This is a genomic window from uncultured Romboutsia sp., assembly GCF_958366745.1.
GTDB classification, from domain to species: domain Bacteria; phylum Bacillota; class Clostridia; order Peptostreptococcales; family Peptostreptococcaceae; genus Romboutsia; species Romboutsia timonensis.
In genome coordinates this window covers 14848-31324 of the sequence record NZ_CATXCO010000001.1, presented here as the reverse complement: position 1 = coordinate 31324, position 16477 = coordinate 14848, and the positions used below count along the sequence as shown (strand labels likewise).

The 16477-nt window shown below is 27.4% G+C and carries 12 protein-coding genes and 1 other annotated feature; of the genes, 11 read left to right on the top strand and 1 reads right to left on the bottom strand.

All coding sequences use genetic code 11. From position 1 onward, the window contains the following. Positions 1 to 161: 161 nt before the first annotated feature. The 6 genes from Q5F54_RS00155 (at position 162) to gdhA (ending at position 6195) form a co-directional block, all read left to right on the top strand. Positions 162 to 986, top strand: a complete 825-nt coding sequence (locus Q5F54_RS00155) for a phosphate ABC transporter substrate-binding protein (protein WP_281537495.1) — start codon at positions 162 to 164, stop codon at positions 984 to 986. Between the two features lie 224 nt (positions 987 to 1210). Next, positions 1211 to 2125 (top strand): phosphate ABC transporter permease subunit PstC, encoded by a 915-nt coding sequence (gene pstC / locus Q5F54_RS00150; protein WP_281537496.1) that lies wholly within the window; start codon positions 1211 to 1213, stop codon positions 2123 to 2125. Position 2126: 1 nt separating this feature from the next. Continuing rightward, positions 2127 to 2951 carry a phosphate ABC transporter permease PstA gene (gene pstA / locus Q5F54_RS00145; protein WP_302333857.1) on the top strand — a complete coding sequence of 275 codons (825 nt, stop codon included), beginning with the start codon at positions 2127 to 2129 and terminating at the stop codon, positions 2949 to 2951. Positions 2952 to 2974: 23 nt separating this feature from the next. Beyond that, positions 2975 to 3736 (top strand): phosphate ABC transporter ATP-binding protein PstB, encoded by a 762-nt coding sequence (pstB, locus tag Q5F54_RS00140; protein ID WP_071119141.1) that lies wholly within the window; start codon positions 2975 to 2977, stop codon positions 3734 to 3736. Positions 3737 to 3783: 47 nt separating this feature from the next. Next, positions 3784 to 4437: a phosphate signaling complex protein PhoU gene (gene phoU / locus Q5F54_RS00135; protein WP_281537497.1), complete on the top strand. Its 654-nt coding sequence runs from the start codon at positions 3784 to 3786 to the stop codon at positions 4435 to 4437. A 369-nt stretch (positions 4438 to 4806) separates the two neighbouring features. Further along, positions 4807 to 6195, top strand: coding sequence for an NADP-specific glutamate dehydrogenase (gdhA, locus tag Q5F54_RS00130; protein WP_281537498.1), 1389 nt, complete (start codon positions 4807 to 4809; stop codon positions 6193 to 6195). A gap of 291 nt (positions 6196 to 6486) precedes the next feature. On the opposite strand, the gene Q5F54_RS00125 is transcribed toward gdhA, so the two are convergent. After that, positions 6487 to 8367 carry an FUSC family protein gene (locus Q5F54_RS00125; protein ID WP_302169596.1) on the bottom strand — a complete coding sequence of 627 codons (1881 nt, stop codon included), beginning with the start codon at positions 8365 to 8367 and terminating at the stop codon, positions 6487 to 6489. 248 nt (positions 8368 to 8615) lie between these two features. Here Q5F54_RS00125 and Q5F54_RS00120 point away from each other — a divergent pair, with 248 nt between their 5' ends. From Q5F54_RS00120 to Q5F54_RS00100, 5 genes are all read left to right on the top strand, one after another. Then, on the top strand, positions 8616 to 10139 hold the full coding sequence (locus Q5F54_RS00120; RefSeq protein ID WP_288526055.1) for a hypothetical protein: 1524 nt from the start codon (positions 8616 to 8618) through the stop codon (positions 10137 to 10139). Between the two features lie 431 nt (positions 10140 to 10570). After that, the gene (locus tag Q5F54_RS00115; RefSeq protein WP_281538973.1) at positions 10571 to 11443 is read left to right on the top strand and encodes an aromatic acid exporter family protein; all 873 of its coding nucleotides are present in this window, start codon (positions 10571 to 10573) and stop codon (positions 11441 to 11443) included. A 275-nt stretch (positions 11444 to 11718) separates the two neighbouring features. Further along, the gene (locus tag Q5F54_RS00110) at positions 11719 to 12525 is read left to right on the top strand and encodes a polysaccharide deacetylase family protein (RefSeq protein ID WP_071119147.1); all 807 of its coding nucleotides are present in this window, start codon (positions 11719 to 11721) and stop codon (positions 12523 to 12525) included. Positions 12526 to 12609: 84 nt separating this feature from the next. Then, positions 12610 to 12851 (top strand) — a binding site (T-box leader). 108 nt (positions 12852 to 12959) lie between these two features. After that, on the top strand, positions 12960 to 15623 hold the full coding sequence (locus Q5F54_RS00105; RefSeq protein WP_281538862.1) for a valine--tRNA ligase: 2664 nt from the start codon (positions 12960 to 12962) through the stop codon (positions 15621 to 15623). 167 nt (positions 15624 to 15790) lie between these two features. Further along, a complete protein-coding gene (locus Q5F54_RS00100; RefSeq protein WP_277232216.1) occupies positions 15791 to 16438 on the top strand; it encodes a YitT family protein in 648 nt (215 codons plus the stop codon). Positions 16439 to 16477 lie beyond the last annotated feature (39 nt).

Here is a 16477-nt window from a genome sequence, read left to right as displayed (position 1 = left end):
AAATGAGCGAAGCGAATTTTTGTTTACATAGATTTAACATTATTTACATTTACTTAACCAATTCATAATAATTACTTAACAAAATAATTGTAATATTAAAGCATAAGAATAAGAAATTAAAAAACTTGAAATAAATTTAAAATTAATTGGAGGAATTTAAAATGTTAAATAAGAGAGTAGCAACACTTTTAATAGGGACTATATTAATGGGATCATTAGCGGTAGGATGTGGTTCATCAGATAGTTCAAATTCAAACAAGATTACAATATCAGGGTCAACATCAGTAGGACCAGTAGTTGAAATATTAGGAGAAGATTTTGAAGCTAAAAATGAAGGTGTAAGTATAGAAGTTCAACAAATAGGTTCTTCAGCAGGTATAAAAAATGCTATAGATGGAACTTCACAAATAGGTATGGCATCAAGAGATTTAAAAGATGAAGAAAAGGCAGCAGGATTAAAAGAAACTCAAATAGCTATAGATGGAATAGCTGTTATAACTAATAAAAATAATACAGTAAAAGATTTAACTTTAGAGCAAGTAAAAGACATATATACAGGAAAAATAACTAACTGGAAAGAAGTTGGAGGAAATGATGCTCCTATAGTAGTTGTATCTAGAGAAGATGGTTCTGGAACTCGTGATGGATTCCAAGAAAATGTTGGATTCGAATCAGAAGAATTAACTAAGGATGCTCAAATAAGTGATGGTTCAGGAAATATAAAATCAATAGTTGAAGGAAATGAAAATGCAATAGGATATATTTCTTTTGGATATGTTGATGAAAATGTAAATGCATTAACTATAGATGGTGTTGAATTAAATGCTGAAAATGTAAAAAATGATAGCTATGCTATAGCGAGACCATTCTTATTTGCTAATAAAGAAGATGTAATAACTGAACAAGGTAAAAATTTCATAGATTTCATATTAAGTGAAGAAGGACAAAATGTAGTAGAAGAAAATGGATTTATAAGTGTAAACTAATATACATAAAGTACTATGCAATTAATATTGTATAGTACTTTTTTATATTTAAAGTAATTTACATTTTATCGTTTGTAATATACTCATTCAATTGGATTAAAAACTTAACATAAACTTAACTTTATAACATAAATCTAACATAAACCTAATATAGATTTAACTTTTAAAAGTTATTATTTAATTATAGAAAATTAATAGAATTAATTTAAAGGAGAGATTGATTTATGTTGGAAAAAACTCAATCAACAGAAATTGAGAATATATACAATAGGAATAAAAATAAATACATTTTAGAGAAAGTATCAAAGAATATATTCTTTATAAGTTCATTAATAGCAGTTTTAAGCTTACTGTTAATAATCGGATTTGTATTTTATAAAGGATTAACACCATTTATATTCAAGGGATATTCTTTCATAGATTTCTTTACTGGAAGCGATTGGTTGCCAGGAAGTGATAAATTTGGTATAGCAACGATGGTTGTAGCATCAATAGTTGCTACAGTAGGAGCACTTATAATAGGGGTTCCAATTGGAATATTAACAGCAGTATTTATAGCTGAAGTTGCTCCAAAGAAGGTAGCGAAAATTATATCACCAGCAGTTGAATTATTAGCAGGTATACCATCAGTATTATACGGAATATTTGGATTAGCAGTTATAGTGCCTAATATACAAAATATATTTAATTTACCAAAGGGACAAAGTTTACTTGCTGTAATAATAGTTTTATCGATAATGATGTTACCAACAATAATATCAGTATCAGAAACAGCAATAAGAGCAGTTCCAAAGGCTTATAAAGAAGGTTCTTTAGCACTTGGAGCATCTAAGATAGAAACAATATTTAAAGTTGTATTACCAGCAGCTAAGTCAGGAATTTTAGCAGCTATAGTATTAGGAATTGGTAGGGCTTTAGGTGAAACAATGGCAGTTATACTTGTAGCAGGAAATTCACCAGTTATGCCATCATCATTAATGGATAGTGTAAGACCACTTACGACTAATATAGCGTTAGAGATGGGATACGCATTTGGAACTCATCAAGAAATGCTATTTGCAACAGGTGTTGTGTTATTTACGTTCATACTAATATTAAATTTAGTATTAAATAAACTTTCAAACAAGGCGGGAAATTAATATGAGAAAGTTAAAAGAAAATTTATTAAAGTCATTAATTTATCTATCAGCATTTTTCACTGTATCAATGCTTGTAGTAATTGTAGGGTATATATTTATAAAAGGAATTGGTGGAGTAAATCTATCATTCTTAACTAGTGATTATTCAGCAGATGGAAGTGGAGGAATACTTCCAATGATAGTTACAACCGTATATACAGTTATACTTTCTATAGCAATAGCTACACCTATAGGAATTTTATCTGCTATATACTTACAAGAATATGCTAAAAAAGGAAAAGTAGTAAACGCAATAAGATTTGCTACAGAAAGTTTAGCAGGGATACCATCTATAATATACGGATTGTTTGGTGGAATATTCTTCGTAGTAGTTTTAAATTTAAAATATTCAATATTATCAGGAGCTCTTACCGTAGCGATAATAATATTACCAGTAATAATAAGAACAACAGAAGAAGCTTTAAAAACAGTTCAAGATGGATACAGAGAAGCATCTTTAGCCTTAGGTTCAACTAAATTCCAAACATTATACAAAGTAGTATTACCAAGTGCAATACCAGGAATATTATCGGGTGTAATTTTATCAGTAGGGCGTGTAGTTGGAGAGTCAGCTGCAATATTATTAACATCTGGTACAGTAGCACAAATGCCAGGAGGTATATTTGATAGTGCTAGAAACTTAACTGTACATGCATATCTTTTAACTAAAGAGAAAGGAGATATAGCATCAGCTGCTAGTATAGGTATTGTTTTAATATTTATAGTGTTATTTTTAAATACAGTTGCTAAGTTTGTAGCAAAGAAATTAAATAAAGCAAATTATTAAAGAAGATTTTACGAGGTGTAAATATGAGTTTAGATAATGTTAAATTAAGTATAAAGAATTTAGATTTATTCTATGGAGATAATCAAGCATTAAAAGATATAAATATAGATATAAAAGAAAATAAAGTTACAGCTTTAATAGGTCCTTCTGGATGTGGAAAGTCAACTTTTTTAAGAACATTAAATAGAATGAATGATTTAATAGAAAATGTAACAATAAAAGGGAAAATTGAGGTTGATGGCGAAGATATATATCAAACTGAAGATGTTATAAAATTACGTACTAAAGTAGGGATGGTATTTCAAAAGCCAAATCCATTTCCAATGAGTATATATGATAATATAGCTTATGGCCCTCGTATACATGGTATAAGAGATAAGAAAATTTTAGATAAAATAGTTGAAGAAAGTCTAAGAGGTGCAGCTATATGGGATGAAGTAAAGGATAGATTAAAAACATCTGCACTTGGATTATCTGGAGGACAACAGCAACGTATATGTATAGCAAGAGCTATAGCTATGAAACCAGAAGTAATATTAATGGATGAACCTACATCTGCTCTAGACCCAATTTCAACATCTAAAGTTGAGGAATTAATAGAAGAGCTAAAAAAAGATTATACTATTGTAATAGTAACTCACAATATGCAACAAGCTGCTCGTATATCTGATGATACTGCATTTTTCCTAAATGGAGTATTAGTAGAATATAGTGAAACAAAAGATATGTTTACTGCTCCTAAGGATAAGAGAACGGAAGATTATATAACAGGAAGATTTGGATAAAATTTGAATGATAACAATTATAAATTAAATGAGTTAAAGGGGGCAATATGCTGAATACAAATTTAGGACTGAGTATAGACACTTTAAAACAATATACTATAAATATGATAGAAGAATGTGTTAGTATACTAGATTTATCAGTTGAGTGTATGTTAAAACAAGACATTGAAGGATGTAAAAAAGTAATAAAACAAGATGATAAAATAGATGAATTAAGAGAATATATAAGAGATAGAAGTATTGAACTGTTAGTATTAAAGCAGCCAATGGCTAGAGATTTAAGATATATATATGCATTAGGATTTATAGCACTAGAATTAGAGCGTATAGGTGATTATGCAGTAAATATAGCAGAAGAAACTATAAAGATATGTCAAGACGAATATATAAAAGATTTAATCGATATACCTAAGATGTATGAAGAATGTAAAAAGATGATTTTAGAAGTAAAAGAATCCTTAGAAAATGAAAATGAAGATTTAGCTAGAGAGATAGCTTTACAGGATGATAAAATAGATAGTTTATATAATAGAGTACAAGAGGATTGTTTAAGAGTAATGAATGCGAATCCTCAGACTATAAATCAAGGTGTAAATCTTTTATTTATAGGAAGATATCTTGAAAGAATAGGAGATCATATAACTAATATATGCGAAATGATAATCTTTGCAATTAACGGAGAAATGACAGAAATAGGATAAAGCGTTAGCTTTATCCTATTTTTATATATTTAGAAATTATATAGTATATGAATAATTTTACAATAATTACAATAGAAACAACTATAAATAGAAGAATTACTGAAATAGATATGTTTAAAAAATCTATTTAAATAATAAAAAAATATTTTATATTATGATTAAGTAATATAGGTAAATGCATAAACTAATTATAAAATAAAGTAAATAATACTTATTTAAATAAGGTATTTTTCAAAAAAATTTATTTAAATATAGAAAAGCTTTAATAGGAAGATTTAAATAAATTTTAATAAAAACATATTAAAAATGTTTTTAAGAAATAATAGAATTTACTTGAAAGGTGCTTTTATATAAAAGGGGGCTATTAAAATGGGATTTGAAAATAAAGATGTATTAGGAAACACTATTGAAGCACAAGCTAAAGAAACTATAGAGAAAATTATAAATCAAGTAAAGGCTAGAAATATAGGTGAGAGTGAATTTCACCAAACAATAGAAGAAGTACTACATTCATTAGAACCTGTATTAGTTAAGCATCCAGAGTATATAAAGCAAAATATATTAGGGAGAATAGTTGAACCTGATAGACAAATAATGTTTAGAGTTCCTTGGGTAGATGATAATGGAAATGTTCAAGTTAACAGAGGGTTTCGAGTACAATTTAACAATGCTATAGGACCATACAAAGGTGGACTTAGATTTCATCCATCAGTTAACTTAAGCATAATAAAGTTTCTAGGATTTGAGCAAATATTTAAAAATTCTTTGACAGGTTTACCTATAGGTGGTGGTAAAGGTGGTTCAGATTTTAACCCTAAAGGAAAGTCAGATAATGAAATAATGAGATTCTGTCAAAGCTTTATGACTGAATTATGTAGACATATAGGTCCAAACTTAGATGTTCCAGCTGGAGACATAGGTGTTGGAGCAAGGGAAATAGGATATTTATTTGGACAATATAAAAGATTAAGAAATTCTTATGATGCTGGTGTCTTAACCGGCAAAGGATTAGCTTATGGTGGGTCTTTAGCTAGAAAAGAAGCTACAGGATTTGGCGTTATATATTTTGTAAATGAAATGTTAAATTATCATGGCCAAAGTTTTGAAAATAAGAGAGTTGTAATTTCAGGCTCTGGTAATGTTGCAATATATGCAGCTGAGAAAGCTATAGACTATGGAGCTAAAGTAGTTGCAATGTGTGACTCATCTGGATATATAGTAGATGAAAATGGAATAGATTTAAGTATAGTTAAACAAATAAAAGAAGTAGAAAGAAATAGAATAAAAGAATATATAGCTAGAAAAGAGGGAGCTCAGTATTTTGAAGGTCAGAAGGGAATATGGACAGTTAAGTGCGATATAGCTCTTCCATGTGCTACTCAAAATGATATAAACTTAGATGATGCTAAAATATTAGTTGAAAATGGAACTACAGTAATAGGAGAAGGTGCTAACATGCCTTGTACAAACGAAGCTGTAAAATATTTCTTAGAAAAAGGATTATTAGTAGCTCCAGCCAAGGCTGCAAATGCAGGTGGAGTTGCAACTTCAGCACTTGAAATGTCTCAAAATAGTATGAGGTTATCTTGGACGTTTGAAGAAGTAGATGAAAAATTACAGATAATAATGAAAAATATATTTAAAGTATCTAAAGATGCAGCTGAAAACTATGGAGCTCCAGGAAATTATGTAATTGGAGCCAATATAGCAGGATTCTTAAAAGTAGCAGATGCTATGGTAAGTCAAGGGATAGTATAGTAGCTTAATTTTATAATTAGGTTAATGTATTAATAAAGATCGCCAACGATATATCTTTGCTGCCGCTGCGGATAAATCCGTTGCTAAAAAGTAGCAGATGCAATGATGAGCCAAGGAATAATATAATTACAATATAAAAATAATAGATAAAAATCTGATATTTTATCTATTATTTTTTTATTTATAAACTAATAAAGTGTATTAAAAAATAAAAGAGCGTAGGCTTTGTCTACGCTCTGAAAAAAGGGATTATATATGATTTAATCATAATAATAACCTCTTTATTTTTAATTAAATTGATTTAATAGCATTATTACTTAAATTATTTGAATGAGATAAATTATTTTTAATATTGATAAAATTATTTAAAATAAGTTTATTAAAATGACAATCTTTTGCATCCATAAGTCTAACAACATCGTCATTAGATAAGTTATTATTTATAATATAATTAAAATCTTTTTCTAAACTAGCTTTATCAATTGAATTTTTATCATGAGTGTAAAGTAAACTTTCGAAAGCTATTACATCATTTATAAAAATATTTTGATTATAAATAAATTCATCCACATCTTTAGAATTTAAAGTAGTATTGTTGTAAGCTATATATTTATTAAGCCATGTATTTCTAATTATTAAAGGTTGTACATTTTTAGCAAATGTTTCAACAGATATATCTTTTTTAGATAATAAATCAACTATTTCTTTATTAGTAGCAATTGATTTATTGATAGCTGATTGCGTATACTTATAAGCATAAGTTGGGAATATAAGTCTATCTGCAATTATAGCAATAACACAACCTATTAATACAAAGATTAATCTTTGTATAGCTATAAAAGGTATATTAGCACCAACAGATATAGATCCTAATGCGAATAATGTAATACATATTACACTATATGTATACTTAGTAATATAAGTCATAGCATATCCTACAGGAAGTAGAAGTGCCATTCTAACTGAATCATCTTTAACTATAGAGTAAACAACAAAGAATATTGCAGCACCTACAAGAGTACCAATCATTCTATCACGAAGTTTTATATTAGCCTTATCTAAATAAGGTTGATTTATAGCTGCTAAAGTAAAGATTATCCACTTACCGTTTTCTATATTAAATAAAGCTACTAAGAATACTCCAATACTTAAAAGTAAAGCACCTCTAAAAGCAAAAGTAAATTTAGCAGATTTAAAAGATAAATCATTTTTTAAGTTAAAGTTTTCAAAGAATTTACTTCTAGAGTATTCATTGATAATTTTATCAGCGTTAGTTTGTTGTAAGTCTCTTTTTAATTTTGCAACATAAGGATATACTACTAAATTTAAATTATTATTGTAGTTTTCTAGATTTTTAGACTCGTATACAGATATATTATCTAAAATACTATCTATATTTGATTCATTATTTACATATAATTTTATGCTATTAAGTAAAGCTGATAAATCTTCTGTATTTGTAAATTTATTAGTTTTATTTAACTCTATATTTAAACTATCTAAAAATTGAGCAATAGATAAATATTTAAGTAAATCTATAGATACTTTAGATTTATTTTGGTTAATAGCAAATGTAAAAGATTCTATTAATTGATTTAAATTTACTTCAGCATCTTTATTTAAGCTTAATCTTTCTGTAGAATTAGTGTTTACTAATTCTATTTGTTTATTAATAGATTCTAAAGCATTGTTTAATTTAGATACAGATTCTTTTTTTAGTCTATCTTTGTTAGCTAATATTTGTAATAACATTATAGCAAGTCCACAAACAATTAAACCTAGGAATCTTTTTGGTAACTGTTGAGCAGTTACAGGATCATAAAGCATATAAATGAATGCTAATGAAAATGGTAGAAAAGCAGGTTTTTTTGTATTGTAAGTGAAAGTATAAAATATATAAAACATCATTAAAAATGTACTTATTATTGCTAAGTAAGGATTTAAAGAAGCTATATATGCAGCTAAACCAATAGTCAATTCAAGAAGTACAAAATATATAGTGTTTTTAACTGGATTTAGACTGAAGTCAATAGTTAAAAGAAATAATACCGCTGCAGTACCTTGAACACCAACTAATACGTTTTCTCCTCCAAATATACCTGAAAATAATAGAACAATAGAAGTTGTAATGAAAAATACTATTGTACTAGATATAATTTTTTTCTTATCCACAATATCATCCTCCTATAAATTATTGTGTTTTAAATTTAACTATATTAAGCAAAATTAAATAAATTTAGACAATATATACATATTATCATACGACGTTATTCGACAACAACTGATGAAATGTGAATCAATTGATATATATTGACTCAACTGATTCAATGTATGTATAAGTATTCAATATTTGGTTTTGTATGAAAGTATGTTATTATACATATATATAAGTTGTATATTCAAATCAAAGGAGTCCAAATATGGTAAACATGGAATTTGGTAAAAATATTGAGAAATTGATACAATTTTCAGGTCAAAAGAATTACTCATTAGCAAAAGAATTAGGATATGACGTATCTTATATAAGTAAGTGGATAAGTGGTGCAATGCTTCCTGCATCAAAGAATATAAAAAATATTTGTGAGAAGACTGCTAAATTTGTAGTAGATAATGCAACAGAAATACATAAGTGTGAAATTTTAGCGTATTATAAACTAGATATAAATAAGTATAGTAGTGATGAAAGTATAATACAGTATATACAAGATATGCTTAATGAATCATATTTATTTAGTAGTCAGAAGAAAGCTAATAAAAATTATATCAAAGTAGGAAAAGAAAATACAGAGCAATGTAATAGTTTATTATATATAAAACCAAGATTATTAAAGAAACATTTAGATGAAGAGATTATAGATTTGACTAAAAAAGAAATAAAAAATGATGTAATCTTATTAGCTGATTTATTTTCTCTAGGAAAAGATGATAAACTTCATATTGCAGGAATAAGAAGTGGTTCTACTATAAAAACAGAAATGAAAAATGTAAGAATTAGATTTTTAATAAGTTTTGATGAAAATGCAGAGGATATAATTTTTAATACAATATTACTTATGAATATGATTAAAATTTATTCAAATATTAACTTTACATTTTATAGTTGTAAACATGCTCAATACTCACTAACATCAGTAATAAAAGAAAATAGCTTTACTTATACTGTATATACAGATACTAAACAATGCTTGTTTACAAATGTTTCACAAGATCCGAAAGTAGTACAAGATATATATGAATCTCTTGAAGAAATGATAGAGACTAGGTCTAGAATTACATTTTTAGAAAAAAATCCAAGAGAGATTATATTAGAAAAGAATTATATAGAATATATGATAGGAAGAGATTTAAGATGGTTGATAGGAAATATGAGTGAATTATTTATGCCATCAGATTTATTCTTAGAAATAGGTAAAATAGTCTTTGGAGAATCAAAAGAAATAGTTGATGAATTAAAAAATATAGATGCTATACTTCAAAATGCTATATATAAATCAGATATACAAATACTTATGTACGAAAATGCTATTAGACAATATATATCTAATGGTAGACTAAGTTTCTTTAATACAACCATAACCTTATCTTTAAAACAAAGGCAAAGGCATATAGAGTATATGGAAAAGATTCTTAAAGAAAATGAAGATATTGATATAAAATTGATAAATGGAAATTTAGTAGATGATTTTAAAAATAAGGAAAATCCAACAGCTTATTTATCTAGAAATATTAATATTATAAAAGGAAATTTTGATGAATACTCAGAATATGAAAATAAATATCTAATAATAAGAGATAATAGGTTAGATAATATATTTAAAAGATTCTTTAAGGAAGTATGGGAAAGCGAAAGATATAATATAAGTAAGTTTAAAGAAGAAGCAATAATAAGAATATCAGACTTGTTAAATTATATAAATATATTAAAAAGTACGGTAGAAAAGTAATAAAAATACTATTATAGTATTTTTTTAGCTATATTGTAGATAAATAGCCATTTTTAATTTGCATAAAATGGCTATTTCTTTTTTTATGAAGATTTTTATTTATAAGATACTAAATATAGAAGTTAGACTCAACTTACTGGATGTATCTTTATACATCAAATTAGTCAATTTTTTAGGCATATGCATAAGAAAATAAGGCTAACCTTCATATGAGTTTTCGATAAAACTCTCAATTTTGTATACTTCACATAATATTTATATTTTCTATCTAAAAAATACTTAATTGCTTCTTTATATTTGCTGTAAACTTCTTATATTAGGATATATAAACATGAAAAAATTGTTAAAGATTAAGATTTAAATGAATTATTTATATTATTATAGTAAAATAAATAGTTGACAAAGTATTTATATCATTAGGAGGAAACAAGGTGAAGTTGCAGAAGATCGGTATGAGAACTGTTAAAACAGGTATAGCTGTTTCTCTTTGTACATTATTGGCACAGTATTTAGTGGAAAATCCAATGTTTGCAGGCGTAGGGTGTGTAGCATCAGTACAAGATACGGTAAAAGGGTCTTTAAAGTTAGGATTTAATAGGGTAAAGGGAACGATGATAGGTGGATTAGTAGGTTTTTTATGCGTACTGATTAGCCCAGGTAACCCTATATTAGCTGGTATTGGAATAATGACTACTATATATAGTTGTACAGCACTTGGGATAAATTCTGGAATAATAGTTTCTAGTGTCACGTTCTTATCTATACATTTAGGCATTATAGATTCAAACCCAGCTTATTATTCTATACAGAGAGTAATGGACACATCTGTAGGCGTTGTTATAGGTGTAATTATAAATTATGTATTAGCAAGACCTGATTACTTAGAAATAACTGATAAAAGCTTAAAAAATGCTAGGAGAATTGTAGGAGAGTGTATTAAATCTGGAATAATAAATAATGGAGTTTTCGATAGAGAGAGACTAAGAAAGAAAATTAGTAAATTAGAGACGATATATCAAAAGTTAGTTGATGAAATGAAATATACTAAAAATCAAGTAAATATAGATATAATAGAAAATGAGATTTTACTATATAAATCAATAAATCATCATATTAAATCTATACAGCTTATTGATGAAGATATATATATAAATAATGATAATTATTTAAAAATTAAAGAAATGTATAATGTAGATATTTTAAATTGGAAGATAGATAATGAAAAAAGTCCAGTATTCAACTATCATTTATCAAAGATATTAGAAGAAATAAATATAATAGATAGATTAAAAAATATAGATTGAAAATACAGTATATCATAAGTCTTAAAAGTATAGATTTATGATGTACTGTATTTTTTATGAGAAATTATATTAGAACATTGTATCAAATCAATAATCATAATGTTAATAACTTAGAAATTAAGAATGTTTAATAAATAATTAGCATAACTATTTTTAAAGAGAATAGAATTTTTATGGGAAAAATAAGTAAAAACAAATTGCTTATATTTTTAATCTATATTTTTAAATATACAAGATGCAATTAGTTTTAGGAGTTAGAGAAGGAGCGTTGGGGGATGAAAGCCAATTTTAAGGGGAATTCAAAATTAATATTTATTTCTTTATTAATAATGGTACTATGTTCATTAGTATTAAAAAAAATTTTTTTAAAAGAAGATGTAAGTTATTATAATAATGAGGTTTATAGGACTATAAAAACTAGGACTATAACTGAAATAATTAATCAAGACTTAGAAAGTTCAGTGAAAAGTAGCAATATAACTTATGATAAAGTAGCTTATATAACTATTGATGATGGACCGTCAAAGTTTACAAATCAAATATTGGATATACTAGATAAAAATGATGTTAAGGCTACTTTTTTTATGATAAATAGAAATATGAATACATATAAAGACGAAGTTAAGAGAATACAACAAGAAGGACATGGAGCTGGATTTCATAGTGTAAGTCATGATGTAAAAACATTATATAAGACACCACAATCTACACTTGAGGAGTTTTCTATATGTAGGAATACATTTGAAGAAATAACGGGTGAAACTTCAAATTTAATAAGAATTCCATATGGAAGTAAACCAAATACTCCAGAAGAATCATATAAAATATTAGTCGAAAATGGATTTTTAGTATGGGATTGGAATTTAGATACAGAAGACTGGAAATCTACAACTGATAATATTGTAAGTAATGTTCTTTTAAATGGAAGAAATAAAGATGAATTAGTCTTATTAGTACATGAGAAAGAGCAAACAGTTGAAGCATTAGATGGTATTATAATGATATTAAAAGAAAGAGGATATAAAATACTTCCGATAACAGAAGAGAAAGAGGCTATGAATTTTTGGAATAAAAACTTATAAATATATATTTTCAAAATAAGATATATTATCATAAATAATTGACAATAATAATGTTAATTAGATATAATTAAGAAATAAATTAAATATAAGACGTTGATGAAGAGGAGTATGTAAATACTACTAAAAGAGAGAAAAATTCGTAGGCTGAAAAATTTTTCAAGTATAGGTTTACAGAAGGTAGCTTCGGAGTTTCTAGACTGAAATAATAGTAAGTTTAGACGGTGAGAATCGATAAAATCTATTGAGAGTCATGATTTTATTATTTATTATATAATAAATATATAAGCATGGAATTAAGGTGGTAACGCGAGCTTTTCGTCCTTATTTATAGGATGAAAAGCTCTTTTTTATGCTCAATATATTTGAGTAAAATAGATTTCACTAATAAATATGAAACAAAGTAATTTATTACATAAAACTAAGGAGGAAATGAAATGGAAAATACTAATTTACCAAAAACGTATAATCCAAAAGACTTTGAATCAAGATTATATTCAAAGTGGGTTGAAGATGGATTATTTAAATCTAAGCCAAACCCAAATAAGAAGCCATTTACAATAATGCTTCCACCGCCAAATATAACAGGACAATTACATATGGGACATGCTCTTGACCATACTTTACAAGATATACTTGTAAGATGGAAGAGAATGGATGGATATGAAACATTATGGCAACCAGGAACTGACCATGCTTCTATAGCAACAGAAGTTAAGGTTGTTGAAAGAATAAAAGAACAAGAAGGAAAAACAAAGTACGAATTAGGAAGAGAAGAATTCTTAAAGAGAGCTATGGACTGGAGAAATGAATTTGGTAGAAAAATAGTAGACCAAATGAAACAGTTAGGAGATTCTTGTGACTGGGATAGAGAAAGATTTACAATGGATGAAGGATGTAACGAAGCAGTTACTGAGTTCTTTGTGAAACTTTATGAAAAAGGTCAGATATACAGAGGAAATAGAATAATAAACTGGTGTCCAGATTGTAAAACAACTTTATCAGATGCTGAAGTTGAACATGAAGAACATGATGGAAAGTTCTATCACTTAAAGTATCCAATAGCAGGTAGTGATGAATTCTTAGAAATAGCTACAACTAGACCAGAAACAATGTTAGGAGATACTGGTATAGCTGTAAATCCAGAAGATGAAAGATATAAGCATTTGGTAGGTAAGCATGCTATACTTCCTTTAATAGGTAGAGAACTTATAATAGTTGCTGATGATTATGTAGATTTAGAGTTTGGTACAGGAGCAGTTAAAATGACTCCAGCTCACGACCCTAATGACTTTGAAGTAGGTCAAAGACATAATCTTGAAAAGATAAATGTAATGAACGAAGATGGAACAATGAATAAGTTAGCTGGTAAGTACGAAGGTATGGACAGATATGAGTGCAGAAAGCAACTTATAGCTGACTTAGATGAAGCAGGATACTTAATAGCGATAAAAGACCATAACCACAATGTAGGTTCTTGCTACAGATGTAGAACTGTTGTTGAGCCAAGATTATCAGATCAATGGTTCGTTAAGATGGATGAATTAGCTAAACCAGCTTTAGAAATACTTAGAAATAAGGATTTACAATTCGTTCCTGATAAATTTGATAAAACTTATACTCAATGGTTAGAAAATATAAGAGATTGGTGTATATCGAGACAATTATGGTGGGGTCACCAAATACCAGCTTATTACTGTCAAGAATGTGGTGAAGTAGTAGTAGCTAAAGAAATGCCAAAAGAATGTAAGTGTGGACATACTCACTTCAAACAAGATGAAGATGTACTTGATACATGGTTCTCTTCTGCATTATGGCCTTTCTCAACATTAGGATGGCCACATAATACAGAAGAATTAAATTACTACTATCCAACAAGTGTACTTGTTACTGGATACGATATAATATTCTTCTGGGTAGTAAGAATGGCATTTGCAGGAATGTTCTGTATGGGAGAAACTCCATTCAAGCATGTATTAATACATGGACTTGTTAGAGACTCTGAAGGTAGAAAGATGAGTAAATCTTTAGGAAATGGTATAGATCCATTAGAAGTAATAGACCAATATGGAGCAGATGCATTAAGATTCATGTTAGCTACAGGAAACTCACCAGGAAATGATATGAGATTCTACATGGAAAGAGTTGAAGCTGCTAGAAACTTTGCAAATAAATTATGGAATGCATCAAGATTTGTATTCATGAATATAGATGAAGAGATAATGAATGGTGTAACTAGAGAATCAGTTGAAGCTAATATGACTTTAGCTGATAAGTGGATAATATCAAGAGCAAACAATGTTGTTAAAGAAGTTACAGACAACATGGATAAGTTTGACCTTGGAATAGCTGCTCAAAAGATATACGACTTTGCATGGTCTGAATACTGTGACTGGTATATAGAAATAGTTAAGCCAAGATTATATTCTGATGATACGCTTGCTAAGCAAACTGCTTTATACACATTAACATATGTATTAGAGAAGATATTAAAACTTCTTCACCCATATATGCCATTTATAACAGAGGAAATATACACTCACCTTCCAACAGTAGAAGGAAGTATAGTTATAGCACAGTTCCCTCACTATAACGAAGCTGATAACATGGCTAAAGAAGAAGAAATGATGAACTTAACAATGGATGGTATAAGAAACATAAGAAACGTAAGAGCTGAGATGAATGTACCACCATCAAAGAAAGCTAAGGTTATAATAGTTCCTACAGCTGAAAAGAAAGAAGCTATGGAAGCAGGTAAGGATTACTTTGTAACATTAGCATCTGCATCAGTTGTTGAAATAGTTGATAATGAAAACAACATACCTGAAGATGCAGTAAGTGTTGTTATAGAAGGAGTTAAGATATTTATACCACTTGATGAATTAGTTGACTTCTCTAAAGAATTAGACAGATTAAATAAAGAAAAAGCTAAATTAGAAGGTGAAATAAAGAGAGTTAACGGAAAACTTTCAAACCAAGGATTCTTAGCTAAGGCTCCAGAAAGCTTAGTTAATGAAGAAAAAGCTAAAAAAGCTAAATTTGAAGAAATGATGAATTCAGTTCTTGAAAGAATAGCAAACATAGAAGCTAAAATAAAATAATTTAGGGTAAAAACATATAAATCTCTAGCTAAAGTATAATAAATATATCTTAGCTAGGGATTTTTTTAATAGTATTAATAAATATAAATAAAAATTTATTATATACATTGGTATTATACTAAGGTATATAATATTATGTATAAATAATAAATATTAGGAGTGATACTTTGCGGTATATAAAAAATGGAACATTGAAAAGCATATTGCTAATAATAATAGGAGCAACAATTTTATCATTTGGGAGTTATAACTTTAATTATCAAAATAATGTTACAGAAGGTGGAGTTTTAGGCTTATTATTATTATTACAGCATGTTTTTAATATATCACCATCAATAACTAGTGTAGTAATAGATTTTTCATTGTTTACAATAGGATCAAAATTCTTTGGAAAGAAATTTTTATTATACTCTATTTTATCTACGATTACGTTCTCATCTACCTATAAGATATGGGAAAAAATAGGCTTTTTAGTCCCGAGTTTTACAAATAACATGTTAATAGCAAGTATATTAGCTGGTATAGGTGTAGGAGTTGGTGTTGGACTTGTAGTTAGAGGAGGAGGAGCCTCTGGTGGCGATGATGTAATAGCTCTTTTAGGTAATAAACTTCTTAAACTAAAAGTTAACCATGTTTATTTAGCAACAGATGCAATAGTTCTTTTAATGTCATTAGTTTACTTAGATATAAAACAAGTATTTTTCTCAATAATAGCAGTTACAATAAGTGGAAAAATTATAAGTATAATTTATAAAGATGATGAGGACAATAAAGATAATATAGAAGAAATAGATGATGAAATTATATATGAATAATATAAAGCTATGAGTTTATACTCATAGCTTTATGCATAA

Coding starts and splice junctions, on each gene's coding strand:
- Q5F54_RS00105 (WP_281538862.1), top strand. CDS start 12,960: ATGGAAAATACTAATTTACCAAAAACGTATAATCCAAAAGACTTTGAA.
- pstC (WP_281537496.1), top strand. CDS start 1,211: ATGTTGGAAAAAACTCAATCAACAGAAATTGAGAATATATACAATAGG.
- gdhA (WP_281537498.1), top strand. CDS start 4,807: ATGGGATTTGAAAATAAAGATGTATTAGGAAACACTATTGAAGCACAA.
- pstA (WP_302333857.1), top strand. CDS start 2,127: ATGAGAAAGTTAAAAGAAAATTTATTAAAGTCATTAATTTATCTATCA.
- Q5F54_RS00120 (WP_288526055.1), top strand. CDS start 8,616: ATGGTAAACATGGAATTTGGTAAAAATATTGAGAAATTGATACAATTT.
- Q5F54_RS00110 (WP_071119147.1), top strand. CDS start 11,719: ATGAAAGCCAATTTTAAGGGGAATTCAAAATTAATATTTATTTCTTTA.
- Q5F54_RS00155 (WP_281537495.1), top strand. CDS start 162: ATGTTAAATAAGAGAGTAGCAACACTTTTAATAGGGACTATATTAATG.
- pstB (WP_071119141.1), top strand. CDS start 2,975: ATGAGTTTAGATAATGTTAAATTAAGTATAAAGAATTTAGATTTATTC.
- phoU (WP_281537497.1), top strand. CDS start 3,784: ATGCTGAATACAAATTTAGGACTGAGTATAGACACTTTAAAACAATAT.